The 15,954-nt window shown below is 55.9% G+C and carries 15 protein-coding genes; 11 read left to right on the top strand and 4 right to left on the bottom strand.

The features are described from left to right. Positions 1 to 10: 10 nt before the first annotated feature. On the top strand, positions 11 to 406 hold the full coding sequence (locus tag H5P30_RS11220; RefSeq protein ID WP_185693036.1) for a translation initiation factor: 396 nt from the start codon (positions 11 to 13) through the stop codon (positions 404 to 406). A 144-nt stretch (positions 407 to 550) separates the two neighbouring features. Here the strand turns inward: H5P30_RS11220 and H5P30_RS11215 are convergent, their stop codons facing one another. After that, a complete protein-coding gene (locus H5P30_RS11215) occupies positions 551 to 2,143 on the bottom strand; it encodes a pyridoxal-phosphate dependent enzyme (protein WP_185693035.1) in 1,593 nt (530 codons plus the stop codon). A 747-nt stretch (positions 2,144 to 2,890) separates the two neighbouring features. Between H5P30_RS11215 and nusA the strand changes: the two genes are divergently transcribed. The 10 genes from nusA to lipA all read left to right on the top strand — a co-directional run bounded on the left by nusA (position 2,891) and on the right by lipA (position 14,320). Further along, positions 2,891 to 4,126 (top strand): transcription termination factor NusA, encoded by a 1,236-nt coding sequence (nusA, locus tag H5P30_RS11210; protein ID WP_185693034.1) that lies wholly within the window; start codon positions 2,891 to 2,893, stop codon positions 4,124 to 4,126. A gap of 51 nt (positions 4,127 to 4,177) precedes the next feature. After that, positions 4,178 to 6,730, top strand: a complete 2,553-nt coding sequence (gene infB / locus H5P30_RS11205) for a translation initiation factor IF-2 (RefSeq protein ID WP_185693033.1) — start codon at positions 4,178 to 4,180, stop codon at positions 6,728 to 6,730. Positions 6,731 to 6,764: 34 nt separating this feature from the next. After that, positions 6,765 to 7,106, top strand: a complete 342-nt coding sequence (gene rbfA / locus H5P30_RS11200) for a 30S ribosome-binding factor RbfA (RefSeq protein WP_185693032.1) — start codon at positions 6,765 to 6,767, stop codon at positions 7,104 to 7,106. Continuing rightward, positions 7,103 to 8,110 (top strand): DHH family phosphoesterase, encoded by a 1,008-nt coding sequence (locus tag H5P30_RS11195; protein ID WP_185693031.1) that lies wholly within the window; start codon positions 7,103 to 7,105, stop codon positions 8,108 to 8,110. The genes rbfA and H5P30_RS11195 overlap by 4 nt, the downstream gene beginning before the upstream one ends. 19 nt (positions 8,111 to 8,129) lie before the next feature. Beyond that, on the top strand, positions 8,130 to 8,855 hold the full coding sequence (gene truB / locus H5P30_RS11190; RefSeq protein WP_185693030.1) for a tRNA pseudouridine(55) synthase TruB: 726 nt from the start codon (positions 8,130 to 8,132) through the stop codon (positions 8,853 to 8,855). 8 nt (positions 8,856 to 8,863) lie between these two features. Continuing rightward, positions 8,864 to 9,853: a cation diffusion facilitator family transporter gene (locus H5P30_RS11185; RefSeq protein ID WP_185693029.1), complete on the top strand. Its 990-nt coding sequence runs from the start codon at positions 8,864 to 8,866 to the stop codon at positions 9,851 to 9,853. A 145-nt stretch (positions 9,854 to 9,998) separates the two neighbouring features. Next, positions 9,999 to 11,819, top strand: coding sequence for an OPT/YSL family transporter (locus tag H5P30_RS11180; RefSeq protein WP_185693028.1), 1,821 nt, complete (start codon positions 9,999 to 10,001; stop codon positions 11,817 to 11,819). A gap of 127 nt (positions 11,820 to 11,946) precedes the next feature. Beyond that, on the top strand, positions 11,947 to 12,351 hold the full coding sequence (locus tag H5P30_RS11175; RefSeq protein WP_185693027.1) for a hypothetical protein: 405 nt from the start codon (positions 11,947 to 11,949) through the stop codon (positions 12,349 to 12,351). A 100-nt stretch (positions 12,352 to 12,451) separates the two neighbouring features. Next, a complete protein-coding gene (locus tag H5P30_RS11170) occupies positions 12,452 to 13,327 on the top strand; it encodes a 1,4-dihydroxy-2-naphthoate polyprenyltransferase (RefSeq protein ID WP_185693026.1) in 876 nt (291 codons plus the stop codon). Positions 13,328 to 13,435: 108 nt separating this feature from the next. After that, the gene (gene lipA / locus H5P30_RS11165; protein ID WP_185693025.1) at positions 13,436 to 14,320 is read left to right on the top strand and encodes a lipoyl synthase; all 885 of its coding nucleotides are present in this window, start codon (positions 13,436 to 13,438) and stop codon (positions 14,318 to 14,320) included. A 160-nt stretch (positions 14,321 to 14,480) separates the two neighbouring features. On the opposite strand, the gene H5P30_RS11160 is transcribed toward lipA, so the two are convergent. The 3 genes from H5P30_RS11160 to H5P30_RS11150 all read right to left on the bottom strand — a co-directional run bounded on the left by H5P30_RS11160 (position 14,481) and on the right by H5P30_RS11150 (position 15,932). Beyond that, positions 14,481 to 14,891: an acyl-CoA thioesterase gene (locus H5P30_RS11160; protein ID WP_185693024.1), complete on the bottom strand. Its 411-nt coding sequence runs from the start codon at positions 14,889 to 14,891 to the stop codon at positions 14,481 to 14,483. Positions 14,892 to 14,933: 42 nt separating this feature from the next. Beyond that, entirely contained in the window at positions 14,934 to 15,209 is a 276-nt protein-coding gene (locus tag H5P30_RS11155) for a hypothetical protein (protein WP_185693023.1), read from the bottom strand. A 162-nt stretch (positions 15,210 to 15,371) separates the two neighbouring features. Further along, positions 15,372 to 15,932 (bottom strand): D-sedoheptulose-7-phosphate isomerase, encoded by a 561-nt coding sequence (locus tag H5P30_RS11150; protein ID WP_185693022.1) that lies wholly within the window; start codon positions 15,930 to 15,932, stop codon positions 15,372 to 15,374. Positions 15,933 to 15,954: the final 22 nt, after the last annotated feature.

Genomic DNA, 15,954 nt, shown 5'->3' with positions numbered 1-15,954 from the left:
TAGCCATTGAATGGGGCGCAAGAAACAGAAGATTTCGACGGAATCCGAAGGATTTCTCGCCGATGAGAATCCCTTCGGAAGCTTAGACTCCTCCGGCCTGCCGGAGGTCGAGCCGCAAGCACCCTCCCCGTCTCCCGCTGAGCCCAAAAAGAAGAAAAAGCCGGGCATGCGGGTGGAAATCCGGAGGGAGAAATCCGGGAAAGGGGGAAAGACCGTGACCACCTTGCGGGGCTTGCGCACCTTGGATCGGTATTCGCGGGAAGATCTTCTCCATACGCTGAAAAAGAAACTGGGCACCGGTGGAGTTCCCATCGATGACGGTTTCCAACTTCAGGGAGATTGCCGCGACAAAGCCGAAGAAATCCTGACCGACAAAGGTTTCCGCCCAGTCCGGGCGGGAGGATGATGTTTCGGAAAATCGCCTAGCGCCGCTGGTAAAGCTCAAGCTGCGAACTCTTCCGTTCTCGCATGACTTCCCGCCGCCACGATCCGAACGACTAAAGTCGATCGGGAACGGGCTCTTCGGTTCCGCCTCGCAAATAAGGAAACACTACGACGCCGAATTCTCGGGCACCAACCAATCCGCTTCTTCCTCGGAGAGGATGCGGCACTGGCGGTAACCGCTTCCTTTAAAGGGAAGATCCTCGCAAAATCGGGAACGGTGAGCATCCGTACCGAATTCGAGCGCAATCAGAGCTCTACCGATCCGCTCGCCGGAATAGCGGTAGTTAAAGTAGCAAAGGTTGGCTTCTCCTCGGACAACGTCATCCAAGAACCCCCGCAGAGCTCCCGGGCGTTCGTAGAAGTCAATTTCAAGAAAGGCGGGATGGGAAAGAAAACGCGGCTCGCAGGGAATCGCCCGAAACCGAACAGAAGCACTTTCATCGGCCATCGCAGCCTCGTAACCCCGTGTTTTCAGACGGGAGAGAAGCGCCTCCAATTCCTGGTCCGTGAGTCCGAAGCCGAAAACGGGCCAGGCCTGTTCCGGATCCGTCTTTCCATATTGAAAGTCGATCACACTCAAGTCCTCAAAGGCATCCCGAAAAAGACCGAGCATCGTTCCGCTCTTTTCGGGGATGTTGATTCTCACGTGCCTTCTCCGGCGGCCTCCGATCCCTGCCAAATCGGCAATCCGGGAAAGCTGGCCAAAGTCAATGTTCGCTCCGCAGGCCACAACCAGGGCTCGCGAGAACCCATGCTGGGCCCCGTGCTTGCGAAGACCTGCGAGTCCCATCGCTCCCGACGGCTCCTGTAGGCAGCGAAGACTTTCCCAATAGAGGCGAATGGCGTCACTCACCTCTTCATTGGACACGGTGACAAATTCATCGATAACCTCGGAGCAAATCTGGTGGGTCAATTCGCCAGCCTGCCGAACGGCGGTTCCGTCACAGAAAATATCCAATTCATCCAGCCGCACCGGTTTTCCCGCGTTCACGGCGGCCGCCATCGAGGCCTGGCCCTCGCCTTCCACGCCGATGATCCGGATCCCTGGATAGAACTTTCTCATCCAAGTCGCGACGCCCGCTGCCATCCCTCCACCGCCAATCTGAAGGTAGGCGACATCGAAGGGCCCCTTCCCAGAGAGAACAACCTCGTCCGCGATGGTCGCTTGGCCGGCGATCACGTGAAGGTCGTCATAAGCATGAACGAAAACCCCACCTTTCTTGGCCGACTCTTTCGCTGCGGCCAGAGCGTCGTCGTAGCCGTCGCCGATGAGGACGATCTCGACACTGTCTCCTCCTTTTTCGAGGACCGCCGACCTCTTGACTGCGGGGGTGGTGGTCGGCATGTAGATCCGCGCCTTCAAGCCCAGAATCTTCGCGGCGAGAGCTACACCCTGGGCGTGATTCCCCGCCGAAGCGGCAATCACGGGAAGTTTGCGATCCTCTCCCTCGATCAGGGCCATGCGATTGAAGGATCCCCGCCACTTGTAAGCCTTGATCGGCGAAATATCTTCCCGCTTCACATAAATTTCGCCCAAACCATCCAGTTCCAACGTCTCGAGAGGGGTTGGAGTTCCGGCGCGGTAGACGCGCTGTCGGGCGAGGAGAATTTCATTCTCCAGTTCGGCTTTGTCCCATGTCATTCCGACACCATGGGAAAGAATTCGCTCCGACGAAACGAAAAAGCGAAACCAGCTCATTCCCCCTCATTTTATCCGCAGGCTGAGCGGCCATTCCCGTAGGGGCGCAGCTTCAGCTGCCCCCATTGCGTATTTCTCAGACAGATCCTACCGGGGAAGACCTTCCGTGATCGCAGGACCGCGCAGCTAAAGCTGAGCGGCTACTCCCGTAGGGGTGCAGCTTCAGCTGCCCCCATTGCGTATTTCTCAGACAGATCCTACCGGGGAAGACCTTCCGTGATCGCAGGACCGCGCAGCTAATGCTGAGCGTCTGCTCCCGTAGGGGTGCAGCTTCAGCTGCCCCCATTGCGTATTTCTCAGACGGATCCTACTGGGGAAGACCTTCCGTTACCGCAGGACCGCGCAGCTAATGCTGAGCGTCTGCTCCCGTAGGGGTTCAACTTCAGCTGCCCCCATTGCGATTTCTCGGACGGATCCTACTGGGGAAGACCTTCCGTGATCGCAGGACCGCGCAGCTAAAGCTGAGCGGCTACTTCTAGGGCGAATCTGTAAGCCTGCGTGCGTGCGCGAAAGAACGCTCCGAAAACGCGGACGGAAGCACCGCGCTCCCCTGAACCTTTCCGTGGTTTTTTCACAATTTGGCAGCAATCGCCAGGCGAAGTCCCCGCACTTCTAGTTTCACCCGGTTCGGGAAGAGTTCCAGTAGCAGACTTGACTCCCGCGGGGGAGCTGATCAATCTCTTCCTTTTTCACTTTACACCAACTAGGAAAAAGTGGGTTTCGGCCCGCTTTTTTTATTCTCCAGACATGAGCAGCGAACTTCTTTCCGTATTAGAATACATGGAAAAGGAAAAGGGAATCGGTCGTGCCGACATGATTTCCGCGATTACCAATTCCATTCACAACGCGGCACAAAAAGGCGTACACGCCGGACAGGAACTCCGAATCGAGATTGATCCTCGCTCGGGGAACATGAAAGCGTGGTCGCTTCTCATGGTGACGGACTCGGTCGGCGACCCAGAGAAGGAAATCCACATCGAGAACGCTCGCAAGATCAACCCCGACATCCAGCTGGGAGAGATTCTGGAGAAGCCCATCGACCCTTCCTATTTGGGACGAATCGCCGCGCAGACCGCAAAGCAAGCGATCTTGCAGAAGATTCGTGAGTTTGAACGCGAACGCGTTTTCGACGACTTTAAAGACCAGATTGGAGACATCGTCAGTGGAGTGATCCACCGTCGGGACCGGAGTGATTTGATTGTCGACCTCGGCAAGACCGAAGCCCTCCTCCCCCGCCGCGAGCGCATTCCCCGCGAGAATTTCAACCCGGGCGACCGCATCCGCGCCTTGCTCCTGAAGATCGAAACCGGCAACCGGGGCCCGAGCCTCGTCTTGAGCCGTTCGAGCCTGAGCTTTGTGCGCCGACTCCTCGACCTGGAAGTAACCGAGATCTCAGACGGAACAGTCGTCATCGAGCGGATGTCCCGCGAGCCAGGATACCGCACGAAGATCTGCGTCAACACCACCGACCCGAAGGTCGATCCAGTTGGCGCCTGTGTCGGCGCTCGCGGATCCCGCGTCAAGAGCATCGTCCGTGAACTCGGCGGCGAAAAGATCGATATCATTCGCTACTATCCGGACATCAAGGATCAGCTCGTCGAAGCCCTGAGTCCCGCGGTCCCACGCAACATTGAGATCGACGAGAAGAATCACCGGATCGGCTTCGAAATCGCCGAAGACGACCTTTCGGTCACCATTGGTAAAGGCGGCATGAACGCCAAGCTCACCTCCCAATTGCTGGGTTGGAAACTCGACATTCGTCGTGAAGAGAGTGCCAATGTTACAATTGATCAGCAAAAACAAACCGCCGCGAAGAACCTCGTGGAATCGATTGGTGTCAAACCCCAGACCGCCATGCGCTTGGTCGAAATGGGCTTCACCACTCCGGCCGCCTTTGAAGGAGCCCGGATCGAGGATCTTATGGATATGGGATTCAGCGAAGAAGAGTCCCAAACAATTATCTCCCGCATTGAAACGGAATAATCCGTCTCGTAAACCGTTTAGTCAGAAGAGTAAGGAGCTTCGAATTACAGAATGAGTGTCAGAATCCACCAGATCGCCAAACAGATCGGAATGGAAAACAAGGACCTGTTGAAGCTGCTGCAGGAGCGAGGTTTTGCCGTAAAGAGTGTGTCGAGCACCATCGACAATATCAGTGCTGATTCCCTGATCGAGGAATACTCGAAACCGGAATCAGAAGAGAGTGCCGCCGAAGAAGTGAAAGAAACCGCTTCAGAGGAGAAAAAGGAGGAAGAGGAAAAATCGACCTTCAAGCGCCCCACTGGTCCCATCGTTCGCACAGCCGAAGAGGTCAAACGTGAGAAGGAAGCTGCGAAGGAGGCCGCCAAAGCTGCGGCCGCCCCGACGCCTCCTCCCACTCCATCTCCAGCCGCGGAGCCCAAAGTGGCCCCGAAGTCGGCCCCCAAGCCACCGGAAATGCCGGCCTCCACGCCAAAGGCGCAGCCCAAGACTCCGAGAGCACCGGCTCCGCCTCCTCCCGTGAAGGCTCCAACTCCTCCGGTGAAACGGCCTGCGGCATCGAGTGCACCTACGCCTCCGGTATCGGCTCCGAAGCCTCCTTCGGCTCCCGCCGCACCGGCAGCCACGGCTTCTTCCTCGGCTCCGACGCCACCGAAAGCACCGACGCCTCCCCCTTCTAACCGCCCGCCTTCGGCGCCGCGTCCTCCGTCACCTCCTCCTGGAAAGGGCGCACCGCGTCCTCCCGCTCCGTCTTCTGGAGCCGAGGATCGTGCAAACGCAGCCGAGGGTGAATCCGGAGAAGAAGCACAAGCTCCGCAACCTGTTGAGAGAAAGAAGATTCATGCGAAGCCCCCGATCATTGTCCGGGATTTCGCAAATCTGCTCGAACTGAAGCCGTTCCAGCTCCTCTCAGATCTGATGGAGCGCGGAATCTTCGCCTCGATGAATCAAACCATCGAGGAAGATATCGCGGCCAAGGTTGCCGAAGCCCATGGATTTGAACTGGAGATCCGCCACCGTGGCGGTTCAGCCGACTCGGGCGACTCGAAGAAGAAGAAGGAACAGGAAGACGAATCCGCTCTTCTCGAGCCGCGTCCTCCGGTTGTTTGTATTCTCGGTCACGTCGACCACGGGAAAACCACCCTGCTCGACACCATCCGCAAGGCTAAGGTCGTCGATGATGAGTTTGGTGGAATCACCCAGCACATCGGCGCCTACCAAGTCGAAGCCAGTGGCGAGCCTCTCTCCTTCCTTGATACTCCCGGTCACGCAGCCTTTTCACGGATGCGGGAACGCGGTGCATCGACTACGGATATTGCGGTTCTCGTCGTTGCCGCGGATGACGGCTTCAAGCCTCAAACCGATGAAGCGCTGAAGTTCGCCAAGAAAGCGGGCGTCTCCCTGATCGTCGCAATCAATAAGATTGACGCAAAAGGAGCCAACATCGACCGCGTGAAAACGCAGATGCAAGAGCGTGGAATCGCCCCCGAAGATTGGGGTGGCGAAGTGATTACGGTTCCCGTATCGGCTCTGAAGGGTGAAGGCATTGACCAGCTCCTGGAAATGATTCGTCTTCAGTCCGAGATCATGGAATTGAAGGCCGTTCCCAAGGGGAAGAGCTCTGGCGTGATCATTGAGTCCCAGATCGAACAAGGACGCGGCCCAACGGCTACGATCCTCGTCAAAAAGGGTAAGCTCAAGGTCGGTGACGCTCTCGTCTGCGGAACCGCCTCCTGCAAGGTAAAGGCGATGCATGACGACCTTGGCAAAGCCGTCAAGGAAGCAGGCCCCTCCACTCCGGTGAAGGTCATTGGCTGGAGCGACGCTCCCGAATCGGGCTCGACCTATGAAACGGTCAAGAACGAGCGGGAAGCCAAACGCGTTGCCGAAGAGACACTCGAAAGTCGCAAGAAGAAGGAAGAAGAAGATCGGCTCGCCGCCAAGTCAGCGGGCTCGAATCTGGACGACCTCTTCTCGGCCATCGAGAGCACCCGGAAGACCAACTTCAACGTCATCCTCAAGGCGGACGTTCATGGCTCCCTCGAAGCCCTCACGGGCATGCTGCAAGAGCTTCCCTCCGATCAGGTGGAGCTCAAGGTAGTCGGTAAGGGAGTCGGGATGATCACCAAGAAGGATGTCGAACTTGCCGGTGCCTCTGACGCGACCATCGTCGGTTTCAACGTCCGGATGGAAAACGGAGTTCAGGGTCATGCCAAGCACCTCGACGTCCGCATCCTCCAGGACAACATCATCTACCAGTTGATCGACATCATCCGTGAGTCGATGGCCGAGCTGCTCGAGCCGGAACTTCGCGAGAAGAAGCTCGGTGTGGCCGAGGTACGCGTGGTCTTCCCGCTCGGGAAGAGTTTCGTGGCCGGGTGTATGGTTACCGAAGGCAAGATCCAGCGCAACGCGACGACCCGTCTCCTCCGCAAGGGCGAACTGGTGCACGAGGGCAAGGTCGGCACCTTGAAGCGATTCAAGGACGACGCCACCGAGGTTCGGGCTGGTTTCGAGTGCGGTATCGCCATTGCAGGTTTCAACGGCTACGAAGAAGGCGATCTCATTGAGTGCTACGAGGTGGAGAAAATCCGCCCCACTCTCTAAGAGTTGGCTCAATACGTGCAGGATCCTATAAACGGTGCCGAAACGCAAAGTTAGAGTCGACGAGCTCCTCCGTCGCGAAATCAGTACGCTCCTCCACACGGACTATCAGTCCGAGGGGGTGTATACCACGATTAGTGAGGTGGATGTCTCGCCCGACCTGAGGCAGGCGCAGGTCTATTACTCAGTGCTCGGTGGCGAACAACGCGAGAAGGAAGCTCAGCGATTCTTCCGTGTAAAAGCCTCGGAGATTCGTTTCAAGGTCGGCAAACGGGTCGTTTTGAAATACCTTCCGTTTTTCACCTTCGTGCGGGACGACTCGCTCAAGCGTGGATTTGGCCTCATCGAAAAACTGGACGACCTAGACGAAAAACCATGACCGAACTTCCACTCAGCCCCCTTCTGAAACGCGAGAACTTCCAAAAGTTGGTTGATTCCTGGAAGGGCAAGAAGCTGGCGGTCTGCGGCCACCTCCGCCCGGATGGTGATTGCATTGGCTCCCAAGTCGCCTTCTGTCGTTTCCTTCTTGCAAAGGGGATTGAAGCGGCCGCCATCAAGACAGACCCGATTCCCCGAAATCTGGAAAGCTTTGTCGGCGATACGCCCTACATCGATGTGAAGGATTTTGATCCCGCAGGTTGGGAAATGGTCGCCGTCGATTGTGCCGATGAGATCCGGGTCGGGAAAGCCCTTCGCGAGAAGCTTCCGACGACTCTCTTCAATGTGGACCACCACATCTCCAATCCCGGATATGCGGAGCACAATCTGATCATGGCGCACTCCTGTGCCACTGCAGAAATCCTCTCGGAGTTGTTTCTTTCCTTGGGCCACCATCCCGATGAGGTAACGGCCAACGCTCTCTACGTCGGCATCGCGACGGACACCGGGCAGTTCCGGTTCCCCTCCACCAGCACCCGGACTTTCGAAATTTGCTGCAACCTCTGCGAGTTTGGCGCAAATCCGGCAAAAGTTGCGACGTTCCTCTACGAGCAGGAAACCATGGGGCGGATGCAACTCCTCCAATCTTTCCTCTCTACCCTGAAACTTTCCCTCGACGGTAAGGTCTGCACTGGCTGCATCCTCGACGGGGAGTACGAGCGCACGGGAACCAGCAACGAGGACTCCGAGGGGTTCGTCGACTACGCCCGGGCCATCGAGGGGGTACGCGTTGGGGTTTTCCTCGAAGAAAACAAAGGCAAGATCAAGGGAAGCCTTCGTTGCAAGGATCCCATTTTCCGGGTCGATACCATCGCCAAGCAATTCGACGGCGGCGGTCATGCCTGCGCGGCTGGATTCCGAGTCGAATCGACTATTGAGGAATTTTACCCCAAACTGGTTCGCATCCTCGAAGACCACCTGCAAAACTCGCAAGTCGCAGGTTGACCCAAGCTTTTCCATTTCCATGCCAGCTGATTCCAACCGATTAGAGGGACTCCTTTTCGTCGACAAACCATCCGGGATGACCTCCCACGATGTCGTCGCTCGAGTCCGTAGAATTTACCACATTAAGAAAGTCGGTCACGCCGGCACTCTTGACCCGATGGCGACCGGCCTCCTCATCATTTTAGTCGGAAGAGCGACCAAAGCTTCCAATTTCCTGATGAGTCAGCCCAAGACTTACGAAGGTGAATTTCGCCTCGGGAAAGTCACCGACTCTCAAGATGCCGACGGTGAAGTCGTCGAAGAAAAAGAGGTGCCGCCCGTTTCCGAAGAGCAGATGAAGGAGCTCTTTGACGGCTTTCTTGGAGACCAATACCAGACGCCTCCCATGTTCTCCGCGAAGAAGATCAAGGGCGTCCCCCTCTACAAATTGGCCCGCAAGGGGCAAGAGGTAGAGCGCGAGCCCCGGTTCGTGCACATCAAATCTTTCGACCTGCTCGACATGAATGTTCCGGACGTCAAATTCCGGATCGCTGTCAGCAAGGGTACCTACGTACGAACGGTTGCCCACGACCTCGGCCAAAAGCTAGGTTGCGGAGCCTACCTCACGAGCTTGCGAAGGACCGCCATTAACGACATCGACATAAAGCGGGCGGTTCCCCTGGAAACACTGCAGGAAGCACCTCCTTCCCAGTTGGGCCGTTTCCTGATCCCAGTACACCAACACGTTCCAAGCCACGTCATTTAAGGAATCCTATGGGAGCCGGCCACGAGCACCATCACGGGGAAGAAGGTCACCAGCATGGCCACGGACACTCCCATCGAGGCCACCATCATCATCACGACCACGGCACTTCGGAGGTAAATGACCGGACTCTGTTCTGGGCGATCGTCCTGAACTTAGGCCTTTCGGTTTTCGAATTTCTCGCCGGATTGTTCGCAGGCAGCGTCGCCTTGATGGCGGACGCTCTCCACAACACAAATGATGCGGCCGCCCTCATCGTGGCCTACGTCGCGCGCAAGATCGGTCGCAAAGGAGCGGACGAACGGTATACGTTCGGTTACCGCCGGGCGGAGTTGATCGGTGCAGTCATCCAACTCACGGCCCTTATCGTCGTCGGTATTTATCTGGTCAGCGAGGCTATCGAGAAATTCTTCGATCCCGAACCGATTAAGGGAGGCTGGGTCATGATCGCCTCTTCCGTGGCGATCGTGGTCGACGTCGGAACCGCATGGCTTCTCTGGGCCCTTTCCAAGGGTAGCCTGAATCTCAAGGCAGCCTTCCTCCACAACCTGACCGACGCCGCCGCTTCGGTCGCGGTTCTCTTGGGCGGTGCCGCGATTTTCTGGCTCGGCTGGGAATGGGTCGACCCCTGCCTCACCCTCATCATCGCCGGGTACATTCTCTACATGTCGTTCGGCTTGCTGAAGCAGACGGCCAAGATTCTCATGGAGGGAACTCCGGATGATCTCGACCTCAATCAACTGACAACAGCCGTCTGTGCCGTAAAAGGCGTCGAAGGCCTCCACCATCTGCACGCATGGGAGCTTGATGAGACTCATCGTGCTCTCGAGGCGCATATCACCATTCCCGAGGAGACGACGGCCGAGGAACGCCATCAAATCCGCTCCTCCATCAAGAAGGTCCTCGCAGATGATTTTTCGATCGAGCACTCCACCCTCGAACTCGAAACCTCAAACCACGGTTGTGGAGATGAGGGTTCGGAAATGATTCCCAGCCACTGAGCTCGCGAACGAGACGAGGTCGGCGATGATCCCCGCATCGACGCATCATGGTTGTCGCTTCAACGATACGGCTGTAATTTCTCCTTAGCCTCTCCACAGGGAAAACTCCCTTGCCCCTGGCGTCCGAGGCTTCAAGTCTCTTGCTGTGTCTTCTGAGCCTTCGCCTCCCCAGTTAACATTCCGTGCCATTATCACGGGGTTTGTCATTGGTGCAATTCTGACCCCGTGCAACATCTACAGCGGGCTCAAGATTGGGTGGTCTTTCAACATGTCAATTGCGGCGGCTCTCCTCAGCTATGGTCTTTGGAATGGTCTCCACAGGATGGGCATCGGTCGCCGCTGGGATCTGTTGGAGAACAACATCAACCAAACGACCGCATCCTCCGCCGCCTCCATCATTTCGGCCGGTCTCGTAGCCCCCATCCCCGCTCTCACCATCCTGACCGGAAAAGAGTTCACCTATTGGATTCTCGCCATCTGGGTCTTCACCGTCAGCTTTACCGGAATCATCATCGCCCTCGGACTGCGGCGCCAGATGCTGGTCGAGGAAAAGCTTCCATTCCCCAATGGGGTCGCCACCGCCGAAACGATTCGGGAGATGTATGGGCACGGGCGGGACGCTGTTTACCGAATCTTCCTTCTTGGAACGGCAGCGGGTGTCTCTGCACTCGTTAAAGCCTTCGGAACCTTCTTTGTGAAGATCCCTTCCCTGAGCCTTCCGCTTTCCTGGGGGGTCGCGACCTCTTCCTCAGTTGCGGCCAAAGGCGTTTCCCTCATGTCACTCCGCAACTTGGGTTTTCAGCTCGATCCATCTCTGCTTATGGTCGGCTTCGGAGCCATTGTTGGAATGCGGGTAGGAGCGTCGCTCCTCGGGGGGGGGATTCTCGCCTGGTTGATCCTTGGGCCTTGGGCTGTCAATCAGGGGTGGATCGCACCGGGAACTTCTGACCCGACAGTTCTTTGGTACGGTGAGCTTCTGGAGTGGCTACTCTGGCCCGGTGTCAGTCTCATGCTCCTCTCTTCTCTGACCTCTTTCGCATTCTCGCTTCGGCGAATCGTCGGCGGCTGGTGGGAACAAGGGAAAGCGTCTGCGGAAGGACGAAAGGCTCGAAATCTGGATCCAGAAGAGCAACCCGGTGGGCGGCTTTACATTCCTTGGTCTTGGTTCTGGATCGGATTGGGAATTGCTCTCACCGCATCCACAATTGCTCAGAATACCATTTTTGCGATCCCGATCTGGCTCGGGATTCTCGCGGTCCTATTGACCTTCGTCCTCGCGATTGTCGCCGCCCGCGTTTCCGGAGAGACGGGGATCCCTCCCATTGGCGCGCTCGGCAAGATTACTCAGCTCACCTTCGGCGCCCTCGCTCCGACCAACACAACCGTCAATTTAATGGCGGCTAATGTGACTGGCGGGGCCGCTGGGCAGTGTTCGGACCTGCTCCACGACCTTAAAACCGGGATGCTTGTTGGAGCTCGCCTAAAACTTCAGGCGATCGCCCAGGTCTTCGGGATACTTTCTGGTGCCCTTGCCGGGACAGCAGCCTATCTCATCCTCATCCCGGATCCCAAGGAGATGCTACTCACCGAAGAGTGGCCCGCGCCCGCAGTCGCCACTTGGAAAGCCGTGGCAGAGGTGCTCGCGGACGGTTTCGACACCATTCCCACCGGGTGTGTAACGGCAATGATCATTGCCGGTCTCGTGGGCATTGCCCTCGCTTGTTTGGAAAAATGGGTTCGCGAAGATAAACGGCATTGGGTCCCAAGCGGTGCGAGTATCGGCCTCGCCTTCGTCATCCCGGCCTCCATCAGCATTTCTCTCTTTCTCGGAGCTCTCATCTCCCTCCTAATCGGGAGTTTTGCTCCTAGCTGGAAGAAGAAATACGTGATCGTCGTCGCTGCCGGGCTCGTCGCTGGGGAGAGTTTAATGGGAGTGCTTGAGTCTCTGATTAGTCTCCTGAGCTGAGACAGCGTATTATCGCCTACCCTGCTTGCCGCATTCCGCACTCAAACGACTGGCCAATCAAAAATTCGATGACGATCAGTCAGAATCTTGCTGGACATAAGTAGATCTTCACCTATGTTTACATGAAATGAAAAGCGGTAATCCTAACCCCACCTCCGATCTGTTTATGATTCTGGAAACGAAGCGCAACTCGGCTTCGGACTCCTGCCAAATCGTATCCGATGCTTCTTCCTGGTTAAAATCCGAACTCAAGGGAGCCGACGTAAAGTTCCAGTACGGGGCCTGTGAAAACGATCTGTGGACCTTTTCTTCGTTCACTTTTCTCCGGGATGGCGACGATGAAAAACTGGCTTTTGAACTAAAAATCGCCGAGATTTCCCGCGTTCCCTATGCCTTCATCGATGTTCATGCATTCGGCAAGCCACAGGAACGACGATTCCCATTTTTCGGAGAAATCGAATCCGAAGATGGCAAAAATAAGGTGCTCCATTACATCGCCGATTTTCTGTTGAGCACTGAGACTTCCGAATAATCTTCCACCACATTGCGGGTGAATTGCCATTTACCCCGTTCAGCCTGTGTCCGTTCTTGATGTCTAAGGTGGAGGCTGCCTTATCTATTCTATGAAGCCTATGAAGCTGCAACCTTGGATATTGGCATCCCGTCCCCGAACCCTTCCGGCCGCAGTCATTCCGGTCTTGGTGGGTTCGGGCGTAGCCGCGTCCGTAGATGCCTTTCACTGGCTTCCCGCGATGATTTGCGGACTATTCGCGATCATTATTCAAGTGGGGACCAACTTCGCCAACGATTACTACGACTGGAAGCAGGGAGCGGACACGGAAGAGAGAATCGGCCCCACTCGAGCCGTCGCCAGTGGATTGATCGCCCCGCAGCAGATGAGAACGGCGGCCTTTCTTACACTGGGGATCGGTTTCCTCGTCGGCCTTTCCCTGATTTACTGGGGCGGTTGGTGGCTTCTTGCGGTGGGGCTCGGCAGTGTTTTATCCGCGGTGGCCTACACCGCTCAACCGATTGCACTGGGCTACCGGGGACTCGGGGATGTATTCGTGATCGCCTTTTTCGGTTTTGTCGCTGTGGGCTTTACTGCCTACGTCCAGGTCGGCAGTTTTCCCTGCTCGGTTTGGCCCGCCGGATTGGCGATCGGGCTTCTCGCCAACAATCTTCTCGTTATCAACAACTACCGCGATCGCGAATCAGACCTCGTCGCCGGAAAGCGAACGTTAATCGTCCGTCTGGGACCAGCGTTCGGAGAAGCTCTGGTGCTCACCAGCATTTGCGTCTCGATCTTCCTTTGTTTTGGCTTTGGCCTGATCCAGGAGCGCTGGACAACCTTGATCGCCCTGCCTGGAATGATCCCCATCTTCATCGTCTGGCGCAAGATGCCCAGAGCATTGCGGCGGGATGGATTCGGCGGACTCCTTCAAAAATCGGCCTCCGGATTGATTCTGTACGGCGTCTTGTTGACGGTCGGACTTTTCCTTTCCTGAGGAATCTCGCCACCCTCAACTTGAAAAATCGGCCATTTTCTGTCCTTGGAGCGTGAAAACCAAGGGAATGTGTTTGAGGTTCAGAGACTCTCCCCTATAACGTCCACAATGCTCACTGATAAACGTCCAGAGTGGTTGAAAGGAAAACTTCCATCAGGCCCGTGGTTTGATGAAGTTCAAGAAAACGTCGAAAAGAACAATCTCCACACGGTCTGCAGCAGTGCCCAGTGCCCCAATATGGGAGAGTGCTGGTCCCGCGGAACTGCGACGTTGATGATCCTTGGGAACATTTGCACCCGTGCTTGTTCGTTCTGCGCCATCCAGACGGGTCGTCCTACTGAACTGGACATTGGTGAGCCAGCCCGCGTTGCCGAATCGGTCCGACGCATGAATCTGAAACACTGCGTCATCACCTCGGTAGCCCGCGACGATTTGAAAGATGGCGGGGCTTCGGTATGGGCTGCAACCGTTCGCGCCATCCGCAACAAGAACCCCAATACTGCGGTCGAAATCCTGACAGCAGATTTCCGGGGCCGCCAGGAGCACTTGGACATTGTTCTCGATGCCGAGCCCGACATTTTTAACCACAATTTGGAAACGGTGAAGCGCCTTCAGCGCCCGATCCGTAGAACGGCTCGCTACGACCGTTCCCTCTGGTGCCTTCGTCACGCAGGCTCCCGCGGGTTCGTTACCAAGTCGGGTTTGATGCTGGGAATCGGTGAGGAAAAGGAAGAGATCAAGGAAGTCATGCAGGACATCCTTGATGCCGGAGTCAAAATTCTGACGATTGGACAATACCTGTCCCCGACTCCCAAACACGCTCCGATTGACCGTTGGGTCACTCCCGAAGAGTTTGACGAGTGGAAGGAGTATGGACTCGAAATCGGGTTTGATTTTGTCGAATCCGGACCTCTGGTAAGGTCCTCTTACCACGCCGATGAGCAATCCGCCAAGTTCAGCGCTCGACGCAAAGAACTGGCTCGGAGCGCTTAATCTGGGGAGAGAAAATTCAGACCGAGATCCCTAGGAAGTCCCTAGCCTCGGAAGGGTCCTAGGGATCGAATTACCGCGGCGAGACTTGGTTTGATGGCTGGCCTCCTACTCCGAAGTTACTAGCTCGCCCCTGTAGGAGGTCACAGGGAGAAAGACAAACCTAGCTCGAGGGAAAACTCGCTTGGAAGGCCTTCCTCAACTTTTCCGGAGGGCGGCAAGGGCGATTTTCCAGATCCATAAATCCGTGCAGCGTCGAGGCCTCGCAAAGAAGCTGTCCGTCATCACGCTGAACTTGATAGTAGATCTTGATCCGTGCGCGGGGCATTTCCCTAATTTCCGCGGTGACTGTGACCCGATCATCGAAACGAGCGGGATACCGATACCGACAATTTACCTCAACGACCGGGAGCCGGACGCCCATTTTTTCCATTTCTACATACGGGCATCCAAGATCGTCCAGAAGTTGAATCCGGGAACATTCCAGCCAAGGGAGGTACCGACTGTGATAGACGATCCCCATCATATCGGTTTCCGCGTAGCGGACCCGAATCGACGTCTTCGATTGAACCATAGGGTTTCAATTGTCCCGCAATCGGGACGGTCCTCTCAACTCCTATTTCGGATTCTCAATAAAAAATTCCTCGAAAATCGGCCAAACCACAAACCAAGTGTAAATTAAGCCAATAATCAGCAGGACGAATCCAATATTTTGAGTAAAACGCCGATACTTCTTCTTCCGTCGGCCATGAAAATACTTTTCATACATCCGGTCCAGATTCCATCCGTCGGGATTGTAAAACAAGTAGCGTAGCCCAAGCACTAATAGAAGAAAAGCGGGCGCTAATTTGATACAAAGCAGAGCGATGGAAATGATTTCGCCGATCGACATAGGAAGGAAGCTGAAAATAGAAAATAGAGAAAGCGTTGAATAGGAGAATCACCCATTCAATCGGAACCGCCAATTAAAAAAGAATAAATCATGCAGGCATACTTCAGAGAATTCACAAAAGTGCAGTTCTCTCGAAGCGAAATGAGGAACTGATCCTCTGGATCAATGCGAGCGATCGATTCCGAAGAGTTGTTCCTCAATGATCTCCAGCCAAGTGTGCAGGATGAAGGTGTGGACTTCCTGAATCCGGGCACTTTCCCGCGACGGTATGACGATGGCGTGATCAGCGAGTTCAACCGCGGGTCCCCCGCCCTTGCCCGACAGCACGATGCTCAGCATATGGTGCTCCTTCGCGGTCTCCAGGGCTCGAATTACATTGGCCGAGCAACCGCTCGTGGAAAAGACCACGAGAACATCTTTTTCGGTGCCAAGAGCCTCAACCTGACGGGAAAAGACCTCTTCGAATCCAAAATCGTTCGCAATGCAGGTCAACGCCGTGCCGTCTGCATTCAGGCTAATCGCGGGAAGTGCTTGGCGGTTGTTTCGATAGCGTCCGGTCAACTCCTCACAAAGGTGCATTGAATCGGAGGCGCTACCACCATTCCCACAAGCGAGAACCTTTCCTCCGTTCTGGAGGCACTCTCCCAATGCCGCACCCGTCGTTTCGACAAGAGGCATCGACGAACGAAACTCCTGCAGAACAGAAATTAAAGAATCCAGCATATCTTCAAGAATCCGGCTCTAG

Origin of the sequence: Puniceicoccus vermicola, assembly GCF_014230055.1 — a bacterium.
GTDB lineage: Bacteria > Verrucomicrobiota > Verrucomicrobiia > Opitutales > Puniceicoccaceae > Puniceicoccus > Puniceicoccus vermicola.
Note: the sequence above shows the minus strand (reverse complement) of the source record. Positions and strands in the feature narration are given on the sequence as shown.

What these genes read in the sequence shown, in the direction of transcription:
- H5P30_RS11220 (WP_185693036.1), top strand. Translation starts at nt 11, where the DNA reads ATGGGGCGCAAGAAACAGAAGATTTCGACGGAATCCGAAGGATTTCTC.
- H5P30_RS11215 (WP_185693035.1), bottom strand. Translation starts at nt 2,143, where the DNA reads ATGAGCTGGTTTCGCTTTTTCGTTTCGTCGGAGCGAATTCTTTCCCAT.
- nusA (WP_185693034.1), top strand. Translation starts at nt 2,891, where the DNA reads ATGAGCAGCGAACTTCTTTCCGTATTAGAATACATGGAAAAGGAAAAG.
- infB (WP_185693033.1), top strand. Translation starts at nt 4,178, where the DNA reads ATGAGTGTCAGAATCCACCAGATCGCCAAACAGATCGGAATGGAAAAC.
- H5P30_RS11195 (WP_185693031.1), top strand. Translation starts at nt 7,103, where the DNA reads ATGACCGAACTTCCACTCAGCCCCCTTCTGAAACGCGAGAACTTCCAA.
- truB (WP_185693030.1), top strand. Translation starts at nt 8,130, where the DNA reads ATGCCAGCTGATTCCAACCGATTAGAGGGACTCCTTTTCGTCGACAAA.
- H5P30_RS11185 (WP_185693029.1), top strand. Translation starts at nt 8,864, where the DNA reads ATGGGAGCCGGCCACGAGCACCATCACGGGGAAGAAGGTCACCAGCAT.
- H5P30_RS11175 (WP_185693027.1), top strand. Translation starts at nt 11,947, where the DNA reads ATGAAAAGCGGTAATCCTAACCCCACCTCCGATCTGTTTATGATTCTG.
- H5P30_RS11170 (WP_185693026.1), top strand. Translation starts at nt 12,452, where the DNA reads ATGAAGCTGCAACCTTGGATATTGGCATCCCGTCCCCGAACCCTTCCG.
- lipA (WP_185693025.1), top strand. Translation starts at nt 13,436, where the DNA reads ATGCTCACTGATAAACGTCCAGAGTGGTTGAAAGGAAAACTTCCATCA.
- H5P30_RS11160 (WP_185693024.1), bottom strand. Translation starts at nt 14,891, where the DNA reads ATGGTTCAATCGAAGACGTCGATTCGGGTCCGCTACGCGGAAACCGAT.
- H5P30_RS11155 (WP_185693023.1), bottom strand. Translation starts at nt 15,209, where the DNA reads ATGTCGATCGGCGAAATCATTTCCATCGCTCTGCTTTGTATCAAATTA.
- H5P30_RS11150 (WP_185693022.1), bottom strand. Translation starts at nt 15,932, where the DNA reads ATGCTGGATTCTTTAATTTCTGTTCTGCAGGAGTTTCGTTCGTCGATG.